The sequence below is a fragment of the Parasegetibacter sp. NRK P23 genome (assembly GCF_023721715.1).
In the GTDB taxonomy this organism is placed as follows: Bacteria; Bacteroidota; Bacteroidia; order Chitinophagales; family Chitinophagaceae; genus Parasegetibacter.
The window spans coordinates 3,096,829-3,109,384 of the sequence record NZ_JAMDLG010000001.1; the positions used below are offsets into that span (position 1 = coordinate 3,096,829).

Annotated in this window: 11 protein-coding genes and 1 tRNA gene; 3 read left to right on the forward strand and 9 right to left on the reverse strand. The window is 47.3% G+C overall.

What is annotated here, in order from left to right; translation table 11 throughout:
• Positions 1–14 precede the first annotated feature (14 nt).
• Positions 15–446 carry a thioesterase family protein gene (locus M4J38_RS12515; protein ID WP_251759945.1) on the forward strand — a complete coding sequence of 144 codons (432 nt, stop codon included), beginning with the start codon at positions 15–17 and terminating at the stop codon, positions 444–446.
• On the opposite strand, the gene M4J38_RS12520 is transcribed toward M4J38_RS12515, so the two are convergent.
• The 3 genes from M4J38_RS12520 to M4J38_RS12530 all read right to left on the reverse strand — a co-directional run bounded on the left by M4J38_RS12520 (position 443) and on the right by M4J38_RS12530 (position 3,452).
• Positions 443–1,180, reverse strand: coding sequence for a shikimate dehydrogenase (locus tag M4J38_RS12520; RefSeq protein ID WP_251759946.1), 738 nt, complete (start codon positions 1,178–1,180; stop codon positions 443–445). The genes M4J38_RS12515 and M4J38_RS12520 overlap by 4 nt on opposite strands.
• Positions 1,180–1,950, reverse strand: coding sequence for a phosphosulfolactate synthase (locus M4J38_RS12525; protein WP_251759947.1), 771 nt, complete (start codon positions 1,948–1,950; stop codon positions 1,180–1,182). Before M4J38_RS12525 ends, M4J38_RS12520 begins: the two co-directional genes overlap by 1 nt.
• 77 nt (positions 1,951–2,027) lie before the next feature.
• A complete protein-coding gene (locus M4J38_RS12530; protein ID WP_251759948.1) occupies positions 2,028–3,452 on the reverse strand; it encodes a lipopolysaccharide assembly protein LapB in 1,425 nt (474 codons plus the stop codon).
• A gap of 141 nt (positions 3,453–3,593) precedes the next feature.
• On the opposite strand from M4J38_RS12530, the gene M4J38_RS12535 reads away from it, so the two are divergent.
• Entirely contained in the window at positions 3,594–3,959 is a 366-nt protein-coding gene (locus M4J38_RS12535) for a hypothetical protein (RefSeq protein WP_251759949.1), read from the forward strand.
• Positions 3,960–3,971: 12 nt separating this feature from the next.
• Here the strand turns inward: M4J38_RS12535 and M4J38_RS12540 are convergent, their stop codons facing one another.
• The 3 genes from M4J38_RS12540 to M4J38_RS12550 all read right to left on the reverse strand — a co-directional run bounded on the left by M4J38_RS12540 (position 3,972) and on the right by M4J38_RS12550 (position 8,364).
• Positions 3,972–4,634 (reverse strand): GLPGLI family protein, encoded by a 663-nt coding sequence (locus tag M4J38_RS12540; protein WP_251759950.1) that lies wholly within the window; start codon positions 4,632–4,634, stop codon positions 3,972–3,974.
• Between the two features lie 238 nt (positions 4,635–4,872).
• Positions 4,873–6,681 carry a membrane protein insertase YidC gene (yidC, locus tag M4J38_RS12545; RefSeq protein ID WP_251759951.1) on the reverse strand — a complete coding sequence of 603 codons (1,809 nt, stop codon included), beginning with the start codon at positions 6,679–6,681 and terminating at the stop codon, positions 4,873–4,875.
• A 48-nt stretch (positions 6,682–6,729) separates the two neighbouring features.
• Positions 6,730–8,364, reverse strand: coding sequence for a CTP synthase (locus M4J38_RS12550; RefSeq protein ID WP_251759952.1), 1,635 nt, complete (start codon positions 8,362–8,364; stop codon positions 6,730–6,732).
• A gap of 321 nt (positions 8,365–8,685) precedes the next feature.
• Between M4J38_RS12550 and M4J38_RS12555 the strand changes: the two genes are divergently transcribed.
• A tRNA-Gln gene (locus M4J38_RS12555) sits at positions 8,686–8,756 on the forward strand.
• Positions 8,757–8,992: 236 nt separating this feature from the next.
• On the opposite strand, the gene M4J38_RS12560 is transcribed toward M4J38_RS12555, so the two are convergent.
• From M4J38_RS12560 to M4J38_RS12570, 3 genes are all read right to left on the reverse strand, one after another.
• On the reverse strand, positions 8,993–10,456 hold the full coding sequence (locus M4J38_RS12560; RefSeq protein WP_251759953.1) for a T9SS type A sorting domain-containing protein: 1,464 nt from the start codon (positions 10,454–10,456) through the stop codon (positions 8,993–8,995).
• A gap of 15 nt (positions 10,457–10,471) precedes the next feature.
• Positions 10,472–11,677 carry a GTP-binding protein gene (locus M4J38_RS12565; RefSeq protein ID WP_251759954.1) on the reverse strand — a complete coding sequence of 402 codons (1,206 nt, stop codon included), beginning with the start codon at positions 11,675–11,677 and terminating at the stop codon, positions 10,472–10,474.
• A gap of 264 nt (positions 11,678–11,941) precedes the next feature.
• Positions 11,942–12,553, reverse strand: a complete 612-nt coding sequence (locus M4J38_RS12570; protein ID WP_251759955.1) for a T9SS type A sorting domain-containing protein — start codon at positions 12,551–12,553, stop codon at positions 11,942–11,944.
• Between the last annotated feature and the right edge of the window lie 3 nt (positions 12,554–12,556).

Consider the following 12,556-nt stretch of genomic DNA (forward strand, 5'->3'; position numbering starts at 1 on the left):
TTCGCCGAAAAAACATGGCCCGCATAAAAATTGAACTTCCCGCGAACTTTACTTTTTCTACTACCATTCCCGTCAGGATCACCGATGTGAACTATGGCGGCCATGTTGGGAACGATTCAATTCTCTCCATGCTACACGAAGCCCGGATGCGGTTTTTGAAGCACCTGGGCTATTCCGAACTTTCTTTGGAAGGCGTAAGTCTTATTATGGCCGATGTGGCCATTGAATTCAAAGCCGAACTTTTTTATGGCGAAGAAGTCATTGCTTCCGTAGCGGCCACTGAATTTTCAAAAGTGGGCTTTGAGCTTTATTATAAACTGGAAAAAGAAGTGGAAGGCGCACGCAAGCTGGTGGCAACGGCAAAAACGGGAATGATCTGCTTTAACTACGACACGCGTAAAGTTGCTGCTGTACCGGCTTTGGCAGCGGAAAAACTACAGGCCTAACTGTTCCATATTTCCCAACCGGCTTCGGCCTGCAATTCCAACATATCGTGCCCGTTCTTTATCGTGGCACCACGCTCCCTCGCCTGCTTCAGAAAAAGTGTTTCAGCAGGGTTGTACACCAGGTCGTAGCAATAATGGGCGGAAGAAATATATTGATAAGGGATGGGAGGCGCATCCTCCACTTTAGGCGCCATCCCCAAAGGAGTGGTGTTGATCAGCAAAGTATGACTGCGCATAATCTCCTCCGTAAGTGCCGCATACCCTATAATGTTTTCATCCGGTCTTTCCTTGCGGCTCACGAATGAAAAACCGATCCCTCTCTTCTTCAATACATAAGCCACGGCTTTGGATGATCCACCTGTTCCCAAAACAAGTGCACGGGTATGGTGCTGTTCCAGTAACGGCTCCCAGGATCTTTCAAACCCGATCACGTCTGTATTGTAGCCATACAGTTTACCATCTTGAAATCTGATGCAGTTACAAGCGCCGCAGGCACGCACCACTTCATCCTGTTCATCCAGGAATTGAATGACGCCTTCTTTATGAGGAATGGTGACATTGAGGCCGGCAAGGCCCGGATTGGCTTTCACTACCACAGGAAACTCCCTGATATCGGCCAGCGGAAAGTTCACATAATAGGAACCCGCTAACCCGAGTGCTTCAAATTTCTTATTAAAATATGCCTGGGAAAAAGAATACCCCAGCGGATAACCGATCAATCCGTAGAGCGGCATCAGTGAACGGCTTTGTCGAGGTAAAGGTGAAAAGTATCTCCCCGGAGCCCGATGCGCATCGCTTCCAGGGCGATCATTTCGGTGGGGGCGATGTTACCGAGGTTCACATTACAGCCGATCAGTTCCAGGAAGTACAATTGTTGTGCTTTCTGCGGCGCTTCCCAGATAATTTTCTCTTCGGGAATCTGCGTGAGAATTTCCTGCACAAGTCCTTCCCTTACTTCACCTGAACCGCGGTAGATACCTACGTTCCCGGCTTCACGGGCTTCAGCGATCACATAAGATGCGCCCGCTTCCAGTTCGGCGCGCATCAATTCGATCCATTTGTAAGGAGGGATAATATGGGCCGCATCTTTACTGCCTACTTCACTCAGTACAGTAAAATGCTTGGTGAGTTTTTCGATGTATCCGCATTTTTCCGCATGCGGAATGGTGATGGAGCCGTCGCTTACCTCCACATGTTCAATACCATAATCTTTGCAAACGGCGATATAATCCTCAAACTGATTGCGTACCAGGAAAGCTTCGAATAACGTACCGCCGAAGTACACCGGGATGCCATTCTTCTGGTACACTTCAATCTTTTCGCGGAGATTAGGGGTAACAAAGGAAGTGCCGAAACCGAGCTTTACGATATCCGTATGGGGATGGGATATACTCATAAAATTCCTGGCCTCTTCTATACTAAGTCCTTTGTCCATTACCATTGTGATTCCATTCTGCCTTGGCTTCACCATGCGTTCAGGAATCTGGGTCAAATTAAAGTTCATTGCTTGCTACTGGTTTCGTCAATCAAAGTAAAGCGCGGCAAAAATAAGAAGATAGGTTGATATTCCGTGGGTTACCCTCAGTGAAATCGGTTTCCCTTCCTGAAACGCGCCACCACGTCCACTACCTGCTGGTGTTGCAACACCGTGGGATTGAGTTCCACGAGCTTTTTCAGCATTTTGGGGGTTTTATCCATGGCGGCCTCCAGGCAGAGCAGCGCTTCTTTGGTTTTTCCCAGCGCCAGCAATACGCCCACCTTCAGGAATTCAAACACGGGCTTGCCGCCGGTAGCTGTTATCGCGGCATTTACCTGTTCTTCCGCCTCATCGAGGTAACCGGCCCTGAACAGGCATTTCACCAGCAATTCCCATCCTGAAGCGGATCGGGGCCGGGCGCTTACCACCAGTGAAAAATACTGAATAGCATCTTTCACCTCGCCCAGTTCCATTTTGCATTCTCCCATAGCCAGGTTGTAATCGGGCACGTTGCGGTGCAGGCGGAGCGCGGTTTCCAGTTGTTTCGCCGCACGCTCCCACTGCAGTTCCTCCATGTAGGTGCAGGCTATTTTGAAATAGAGTTTGCTGTCGTCAGGACTAAGATGCACTGCTTTCCTGTAATGAATCCTGGCTTGCGCGAAATTGTGCAGGCGCTCATAGCAGAACCCTATCGCTTCGAAGATCACGTCTTCCGGACGGGCAAGTTCCACCACTTTTTCCAGCATCTCGATCGCTTCCTTGTACTTCCGTAAACGGATGTACGCGTCGCCGATGTTGCGGTAGGCATAATCGAATTTCTCGTCGATGGCAATAGCGTATTGGTAAGCGTCGATGGCTTTTTCGTAGAGTTTTAATCCCTGGAAAGCCGCGCCGAGGTTGAACCAGGCCAGTTCGTTGTAAGGAAACTCCTCGATGATCTTGTTGTGCAGTTTGATGCTTTCTTCGTTCCTGCCGGTAAAATCAGTCCAGAAACAAATTTTATAGAGGGCTTCTTCGCTATTAGGATCTTCTTCCAGTATCAGTTTCAGGCACTCAAACAATTTATCGAACTCCTCATAATCATCGTACACGTCGGCCAGTTCAAAAAGTAATTCAATGCGCTCTTCCCCTTCGAAAAGGTCAAGCGCCTCTAAAAGCAGGGCAGCGGCTTCTTCATGGCGCTCCATGGCCATAAAAGCGTCTGTTTTCAGGATGTACAGGTTGATATCGCCGCTATCCAGCAAAGATGCCGCGTCCAGCAGGTTCACCGCTTCCCGGTATTTTTTGGTAACAATGAGCAGGTCGGCTTTTTTGATGAGGAGACTGGCCGAGAAAGGGAATTGCAAAATCCCTGTTTCAGCGGCTTCAATGGCTTTGGGAATCTGTTCATGGTCATCGTAGAAGTCGATGATCCGTTCAAACGCATCTTCTTCCAGGAAGGAATGGCCCCTGCCCGCCTTCATATTCTCGTACTGCCTCACCAATTCCTCTATTTCTTCTCTGTCTTCCCTGAATGGATTCTCTCTCATATTCAATAGGTTAGTGTAATTTATGGGATTCTTTCATAAAAACCCAATATTTTTTGTAACAATCATGCAGCGTATTCGTTAAATAATATGTAAAAGATGTGACGAACGGTTTGCGGGGATTGGATAATAAATTATACTTTTGTGAAAATGATAACAAAGAAGCACATTCAGGACTCAGGTAAGAAGCTGGCGATCGCCACCTTGTTTACCGCCGTTTCTGTTCTCGCATTTGCCAGCATGGGCGGTGGAGGCGGAAAGAAGAAGAATACTTCTTTGTTGCGCACCCCTACTTTCACACCGTTCCGTCCGGGAGCCAGCCCTTTTACGTTGAAATCCAACGCGAATTACAGAGGTGGCCAGATATTAACCACACAGCAGGATGGAAAGTTCGTGATGCACAATTCTGTGGTGACTTACAGGAATGGGAATACCGTTCATATTTTCCCGACGCAGCAAAAGGTGGTGCTGCAAAAGTTCAAAACGCCCACTCCCGCGCCACACCGTTAATTATTTTCCTTTCTAATTTCTCAGTTTAATGCTTTCCTCATAAGAAAGTTCCCTGTAACCTGTTTTGGGTATATCGAACCTTGATACAGGCACCGGATTAAAGCTTACAGCGCTTGCCGTGTATTTAATGGCGTACTTATCCATTTCCACTTCGTATTCCATGGGAAGCCCGGGTAATTCACGGAACTGGTAATCATATTCCCTGTTCTCGGGAAGAATATCGGGCGTGTAATACACGGTTAGTGTGCGGCCATTCTGCAAGGAAGCTGTGGCCTTCACACAATTGTAACCAGCGATCTGTTTGGTCTCTGTGGTGGTGGTGAATTTTATTCCTTCGTAACGTTTGTTCCTGTCTTTCCAGTTGTCCGCGGTCATGCGGATGAGTATCTTCTGCGCGCCCGTTTCTCTTAAACTTACTGCCTGACCCGTCTTCAGGTCATGAATAGTACTGAAGGTGGCCAATGTGCTTACCATATCCGTTCTGCTCAGTGCTCCTTTGATGTACACTTTGGTGGTGGCCCCGTCAAACGCGTCAGCGATTTTAGGTTCCGCCCCGGTAGATACCACAGAAGCGTGGTAGGTTACAGTCAGTTCAGATACCTTTCGTTGTGCCGACAAACGAATACCGGCAAACAAGAATAAAGCCAGCAGGGTTATATGTAGCTGTTTTTTCATATTGATAGCGCTTGGATAAAAGACGATTGAAGATAGGACTTAGTTGTATGATTTTGAATTTTGAATATTGGATTTTGCATGAGCGCAATTCGTGCCTGTTAGCAAATTAATCAATAGGAGCAAGAACGCATAGCGGTTCTTTTCATGTTGGGTTAAGCAGCAGAACGACTGAAACTTACGCATAAAAAAAGCCGTTCCAAAATGGAACGGCAATAATTTATCATTCAACATCCAAAATTTATTTCTTCTTCGCTTCCTGCATCTTCTTCTGCGCATCCTGCATCTGGGAAAGCCTTTCCTGCCATTTGGACTGCTTTTTAGGCTTCTTCTTGTTCAGTTCTATCTTCTCGAGTACTTTCTTATGGTCGATGATGAAGTTCTGGATAATGAACTGTAATAACAGCGTAATCACGTTCGATACCGTGTAATACCAGGTGAGGGCCGAAGGCAGGCTGTTGAATATCCCCAACATGATGATCGGGAAAATATACGGCATATACTTCAGCATCGGGTTGTTCTGGTCCGGCGACATGTTCATGCTGTACAACGAGATCAGCAAACTGGTGATCACGGCCAGTAAAGTGAACAGACTGATGTGGTCACCCAGTCCCCATACATGGAACGGCAGTTTCGCGATCACGTCGTAAGCGGAAAGGTCATCGGCCCAAAGGAAACTTTGTCCGCGGAGCGCCACGTTCGAGTTAAAGAAACTGAACAACGCGAAGAAGATCGGAATCTGCAACAGGGCAGGGATACATCCGCCGAGCGGGTTCACGCCTGCTTCACGGAACAACTTCATCTGCTCCATGGCGAATCCTTGCTGGTCGTCGCCCATTTTCTTTTTCAACTCATCCAGTTCGGGACGAAGCGCTTTCATTTTGGCGCCGCTGAGGTAGCTGGAATAAGTGAGTGGGGAGATCAGGAGACGGATGATCACCGTCAGCAACAGGATCACGATACCATAACTGCTGATGAACGACTCGAACAGGTTGAACAGCGGAAGGATGATAAGCCTGTTGATGTATTTCACGAAGGCGTAGAATCCCTGGCCGAGGTTCACGTTGTTTTCCAGCTCCAGTTTATACTTTTTGAGCGTATGGAAATCGTTGGGACCGTAGTAAAACTTCAGTGGTACATTGGCCACGGCACCGGCCGGCACCTGCATCCGCAGGTTGGTGGTGGCGTTAGCGATGGTGCGCAGGGAATCTTCTGGTACAATCCAGTTCAGTTCCCCACCGGAGAAGTTCGTTCCGTTGGAAATGAGGATCTGGCTGAAGAACTGTTGCTTCACGCTTACCCATTTCACATCTTTCTCAAACTTATAATTGTTGCGGGAAATCACATTATAGTAATCGAAATCACCTCCTTCAAAGAAGGTCACCTGTGATTGTTGCTTTTCGTACTTAATGTCCTTCTCCTGCTGTACGGCTTTAGTTTGCCAGAGCAGGTTGAGGGCCTGCTGCGTCAGCAACTGATCGGCGCCCTGCAGTTGCAGGTTCCAGTCGATCATATAATCGTCAGGACGAAGGGTATACTGGTGGATGATGGATTTCCCCGGGGCCACATCCAGTTTATAACTGATGGTCTGGCTGCCGTCCTGGTTCTTCGAAACGGCGGGGGCGCCGAACACGAGATCAGCGGTTTGCGCCGAGCGGTTGTTTTCCGCGTTAATCGTATAAGAGACGCGATCGAATCCGTTCCCTTCCACCAGTTTTACCGGCGTACTATCGGTGGCGTTGTATTTTTTCAGTTCCACCATGGCGGGCTGACCACCTTTATTGGAGAAAGTCACCTTCAACAGTTCGTTCTCAAGCACGGTCAGCGCTTCAGCCACCTGCACTGCGGGAGCGGCGGAATCTGCAACAGCCAGGGAATCCACTACATTTTTTGTAGTGTCGATCACTGGTTTAGGCGCATTGGCTTTTGCAATAGAATCAACACGGGCTTTTTCCTTTTCAGCTTCCAGTTGTCCCTGGCGGTTGTAAAAGAAATATCCGAAAAACAAAACGGCCAGCAGTACGAAACCGATCACCGTATTTCTATCCATTCCCATTTAGTTCGAGTTTTTGAGGGGGCAAAGGTAGGTTATTCAGGGTTACACGGATTGTTTTTTACCGTTCCCGTTCTTTTCAGCGTGTTCTTTAGCGGCTTTTATAAAATGCACGAACAGGGGCTGCGGGTTTTCCACGGTACTTTTCAGTTCCGGGTGGAACTGCACACCGATAAAGAAAGGATGTTCCGGAATTTCCACGATTTCCACGAGTCCTGTTTCAGGATTCCTTCCGCTGGCCACCATACCCGCTTTTTCAAAACGCTCCAGGTATTGGTTGTTGAATTCGTAGCGGTGACGGTGCCTTTCCGAAATATCCTGCGCACCATAAATTTTTTCCGCCAGGGAACCTGATTCCAGGTGGCAGGGGTAAGCACCAAGGCGCATGGTACCACCTTTGCGCGTGATTTCTTTCTGTTCCGCCATCATATCAATGACCGGATCAGGCGTATTGGCGTCCATTTCAGTGGAATGGGCCGTTTTCAGGGAAAGTACGTTACGGGCGAATTCGATCACCGACATCTGCATACCCAGGCATATTCCGAAGAAAGGCAATCCTTTTTCACGGGCATATTTCACCGCTGTGATCTTTCCTTCAATACCGCGGTGTCCGAAGCCGGGAGCCACCAGTAATCCGTCCAGGTCACTCAGTTTTTCGTCCACATTATCATCTGTAATGAACTCGCTGTGCACGTTCACCACCTGCACCTTGCATTCGTTGATGGCGCCGGCGTGTACAAATGATTCCAGGATAGATTTGTACGCATCCTGCAGCTCAATGTATTTCCCGATCAGTCCGATCGTAACTTTTGATTTAGGATATTTCAGTTTATCCAGGAACTCCTTCCATTTACCCAGTTCCGGCTCATGGTAGTTGGTGATGTTCATTTTTTTCAGGCAGAACAGATCCAGTTTTTCGCGCATCATCATCAGCGGCACTTCGTAAATGGTAGGCGCGTCGGTCGCTTCAATCACCGCGTCGATCTTCACATTACAGAAAAGCGCGATTTTTTTCTTGAGCTCATTGCTCAGTGGTTCTTCGGAACGGCAAACGATCACATCGGGATGTACGCCGTTCTCGCTCATCATTTTCACACTGTGCTGCGTGGGCTTGGTTTTCAATTCCTTCGCCGCTTTCAGGTAAGGGATCAGCGTAAGGTGCACCACCATACAATCTTCTTCCGGCAACTCCCACTGCAACTGGCGCACCGCTTCAATAAAGGGCAGCGATTCAATATCGCCCACGGTCCCACCTATTTCTGTAAGAATGATATCATATTTACCATCCGCACCAAGCTGGAGCATGCGCCGTTTGATCTCGTCAGTAATGTGCGGGATCACCTGCACGGTTTTACCGAGGAAGGCGCCTTCCCTTTCCTTATTGATCACATGCTGGTAAATACGGCCGGTGGTAACGTTGTTGTTCTGAGAGGTGAAAATACTCAGGAAACGCTCGTAGTGACCGAGGTCAAGATCGGTTTCAGCGCCGTCTTCCGTTACATAACACTCTCCGTGTTCGTAAGGGTTAAGCGTACCCGGATCCACATTGATATAGGGATCGAATTTCTGAATGGTAACCGACAACCCACGCGCCTGCAGCAGTTTGGCCAGCGACGCGGCAATGATTCCTTTTCCCAATGATGATGTAACACCTCCTGTAACAAAAATGTACTTGGCCATGATATGATATTCTGATTATATAAACACTTAGTAAGCCGTATCTTATACTTTATGCTATTTTCCGGCAAAAAAAATCCCCGATACCAAATTGCTTTGCGTATCAGGATAAATGCGGTGAATAATATAAAGGAGTGATTTCTACCCAGCTTGCTGACCGAAGGATTGCAAAGAATGCATGAATTTCCCGGAGGTCGTGCAAATCTACGGCAAATATTCCGGGCGGAAAAATTGGCGGGCGGGTTGAAAAAGAATTGCTTAGAAAATGAAAATATTTTTTGAGGGAATGAAATCAGACATTATTTTTGCACTCCATTTACGGATTGCCCGATAGTATAATGGTAGTACGACAGATTTTGGTTCTGTTTGTCTTGGTTCGAATCCAGGTCGGGCAACTTGGGAAAAAGCCCTGTCATAGCGACGGGGCTTTTTTTATGACTGCATTAAGCGTTAACGCCCTATCAAATCACTTACCAGCAAAGAAGTTTCCAGTTGATGGACACCTGATATTAATAAACGCTCCCCTATTATACCAAGGTGAATTATTTCCAGGTACAGAACGATAGATTAAATACAGACATACATCAACTGGAACCAGAGATGAATCAAGCTAAAACCTTCAGCACCCCTGTCATAGTTTAATAAACTGACGGCTTATTTTTGGGGTTTGATCGAAAATCACCAATTGATATGTACCCGCGGGGATATTACCAAGCGTTACCATTTTATTTCCTCCATTACCTGCTTCCAGCTTTCCCGATTTCAGCAAAAGCCCACTGGCGCTAAATATCGAATACTTCGCTTCCTTCAAGCCGTCCGGAGCGGTGAAAACAAGTTGTTCATTTACCACAGGATTATTTAGAAGCCGGAGAGTTCCTGTTTGATCATTTTTAAGTACAATCACTTTCGAATACGTGTATGCTCCATCTATATCTACCTGTTTAACCCTTGCATAAATCAACGAAACGTTTGTTGAAAATTCATATTGATAGGAACGTTTATTGTCGCTATTCCCTGCGGCGGCTATACCACTCCGTTGCGCAACATACTGTTGGCCGTCGGTCGAAATTTCCAAATCAAAATGACTGGTATTCATCTCCTGAATTGTTTCCCATTGAATCAAGGCCTTACCATTTTTTAATTTTCCGGCTATTTCTCCCCAATGGAGTGGCAATGTCCCTGTAATCGTAAAATCGGAAGGGATGCTGAAACTACCACCGATACCTATAGGATAGGGAGTGGCATTATCTCCGATATGATTTGCCGGAGTACCAATCGCAGCTAACAGTTGCGCCCTGGCTCCTGTTCTGATGCCGGCATAGATCATATTATCGAAACCATAATTTGGCGTTCCGAAAGTTCCAGGACCGCTGGATGTATTGTTTACATTGTGCGTTAGTGCAATTGCAGTTGTGCCATTGCTTAGACCGGTGGGCAAATAAGAGCCCACTTGACTCGCAACGGTTCCGCTTGTCTGCCATACACCTGTACCTGAAATAGAAGTTGCATTCTGCGTTGTGCTGTAACCATAGATAAAAGTAGCCCCTGTAGTTGTACCGCTGGTACCCTGATAAATAATGATCTGATCGCCTGAGGGCGGAAACAAGGCAACCGCACCTCCCAAATGGCCACTAACTGTTCCATAATCTGATAAGCCGCCAGTGCCGGATACCGCGCCGTTAAGGTCTGCGAAATTGGATCCATCTGCGCAGTCCATAGCAAAAACTTTCCCTGCAGGAACGGTAGTTGTTACGGTCCAGGTGAGATGCCCCTCTACAGTTGCATTGACATAAAATCCTCCGAGTTCATTGATACCGGAAACCATGTATACAATACTGCACTGTTTTTTACCGGTTATTTTTTGGGGTGCATCATGGCACGGGTGTACACATGGTCGAGCCCCTGCTACACCATATCTACCCGGCACTATTCCAGGAGGGGTTTCAGCGCTGGTTGTCTCTGCCGCAAGAAGCGGAATATACCGAATAATGGCAAGCAACGATGGTCCACTTATTGGAATTTTCTTTGCGCAATGCTTCAACCACACCAATTGTTGTTCTGCCTTTACCATGCAGTTCAAACCAATGATACGCACACCATGGCAATTAATTTACCCGACCGGGAACCGGTCTTTCACAAACTTTCCTTTCATCATACTTTCCGCCTCAGCATCCGTACACAAACACGCGTTCAGTTCCGAAGCAACCAGTTCTTTATTGAGGTCCTGCCCGATGATCACGAGTTCGTTGTAGCGGTCGCCCCATTGTTTGTTCCACCTGGCTTCTATTTCTTTTTGATTATCCAGGAAGGAAGCATAGCGGATCCTTTCTCCGTAAGCCATGCTGGCCCACCATACACCAGCTTTTTCAACGGAAAGATTGCCACCGGCCTGACTCCAGTTCAAAGCCTCGTCCGGGCGGCTTGCCAACCAGAAAAGCCCCTTGCTTCTGATCACGTTTTCCGGCCAATGCTCATTCACGTAATCCCAGAAACGTTCCGGATGGAAAGGGCGTTTGCTCTTTAATACAAAAGAACTGATGCCGTACTCGTCTGTTTCAGGTGTATGTACTTTGTTCATTTCCGCCACCCATTCCGGGCGTTTGCTTTCGTTGTCAAAATCGAAAAGGCCGGTATTGAGGATACATTTGAGGTCCACACGGCTCTTCTCGGCAGGGATCACCAGGGCGCCGGGATTCAACTCGCGGAGCAACTGGTGCAAAGTAGCCGATTGCGCTTCGGAAATAAGATCGGTTTTGTTCAGTACGATCACATTGGCGAATTCGATCTGTTCTGTGAGCAGGTGTACGATGGAACGGCGGTCGTCTTCCATATCGGTAAGTGCGCGGTCGCGGAGGCTTTGTTGCGAAGTATAATCGCGGATGAAATTAAAACCGTCCACCACGGTTACCAGAGTATCCAGTTGCGCGATGCTGCTCAGATCGATCCCGTTCTGTTCATCCTTATAAGAGAAGGTCTGGGCCACCGGAAGTGGTTCACTGATGCCTGTACTTTCGATGAGCAGGTAATCGAACCGGTCTTCACTGGCGAGGCGTTCCACTTCGCGGAGCAGGTCCTCCCGCAGGGTACAGCAGATGCAACCATTGCTCATTTCAACAAGCTTCTCTTCTGTTTTACTGAGTGTGCCGCCGTTCTTTACGAGTTGCGCATCAATGTTCACTTCACTCATATCATTCACGATCACGGCTACACGAAGTCCTTCACGGTTGTTGAGTACGTGATTGAGGAGTGTTGTTTTTCCCGCCCCGAGAAAGCCGCTGAGTACGGTAACGGGAAGTTTTTTAGAAAGCATAGTCATTTGAAAAAATTGATGGTTTAAGGTGCTGCGGAAAAGAAGTACTGTTGGATTGAACAACCGCACTACAATTATGCAACATAGTTGCAAATATAAGCAATGAACTGATTTGAAAAAAGAATTCTAAAAAGAAAAGGCAGACTACCGACATTTCTGCTTCTCAATGAAACAGGAATACCAATAGTCTGCCAGTTAAAATTCTTCTTACGCTAGTACTTATCTACCAACTAAAATCAAAATCAAATTCAAATCAATAGCCCCCATCACTTATTTTACAAACCTGATCGCCCCGGATTGCTCCGTTTTAAAAAAGTAAACACCTGGTTTAAGTTCCTGCAAGCCGATCCGTTGTTTGTTCCGCGTAACGATACCGCGTTTCAACTCCCTGCCATTTGCATCTATGATTGTGTAAGTAAAGGATTCCTTAAACTCAGTCAGATCAACGATAAGGTGATCTGATACTGGAATGGGGTACAGTCGTATACCTGAAACCAGCGCATTGTTGATGGCAACGCGGAGTGTGGTACTCAGTTCGGAAGACCCATCAAAATCTATTGTTCTTAACCGGTATAAGTTCAATCCTTCTGCGGGTTGTGTGTGTGTAAAAGCGTATTGCTGGGTAACAGAGCTGTTACCCGCGGCATTTACAACGCCAACTTTCGTCCATTGTGTGCCCTCCACACTGTGTTCTACTACGAACTCCTTGCTGTTAATTTCCGCGGCTGTTTGCCAGGTCAGGTTTGTTGAACCATTTACCACACTGGCCTTAAAACTGATGAGTTTAACCGGAAGGTTTGCCGGCGCCGGATTCAGCGGCTGCGCATGGGTGATGGTGATAGCTCCGATAAGAAAAATCAAAAAAAGTATGCCTCTTTTCATCTG

Coding starts and splice junctions, on each gene's coding strand:
- M4J38_RS12515 (WP_251759945.1), top strand. CDS start 15: ATGGCCCGCATAAAAATTGAACTTCCCGCGAACTTTACTTTTTCTACT.
- M4J38_RS12520 (WP_251759946.1), bottom strand. CDS start 1,180: ATGCCGCTCTACGGATTGATCGGTTATCCGCTGGGGTATTCTTTTTCC.
- M4J38_RS12525 (WP_251759947.1), bottom strand. CDS start 1,950: ATGAACTTTAATTTGACCCAGATTCCTGAACGCATGGTGAAGCCAAGG.
- M4J38_RS12530 (WP_251759948.1), bottom strand. CDS start 3,452: ATGAGAGAGAATCCATTCAGGGAAGACAGAGAAGAAATAGAGGAATTG.
- M4J38_RS12540 (WP_251759950.1), bottom strand. CDS start 4,634: ATGAAAAAACAGCTACATATAACCCTGCTGGCTTTATTCTTGTTTGCC.
- yidC (WP_251759951.1), bottom strand. CDS start 6,681: ATGGATAGAAATACGGTGATCGGTTTCGTACTGCTGGCCGTTTTGTTT.
- M4J38_RS12550 (WP_251759952.1), bottom strand. CDS start 8,364: ATGGCCAAGTACATTTTTGTTACAGGAGGTGTTACATCATCATTGGGA.
- M4J38_RS12565 (WP_251759954.1), bottom strand. CDS start 11,677: ATGACTATGCTTTCTAAAAAACTTCCCGTTACCGTACTCAGCGGCTTT.
- M4J38_RS12570 (WP_251759955.1), bottom strand. CDS start 12,553: ATGAAAAGAGGCATACTTTTTTTGATTTTTCTTATCGGAGCTATCACC.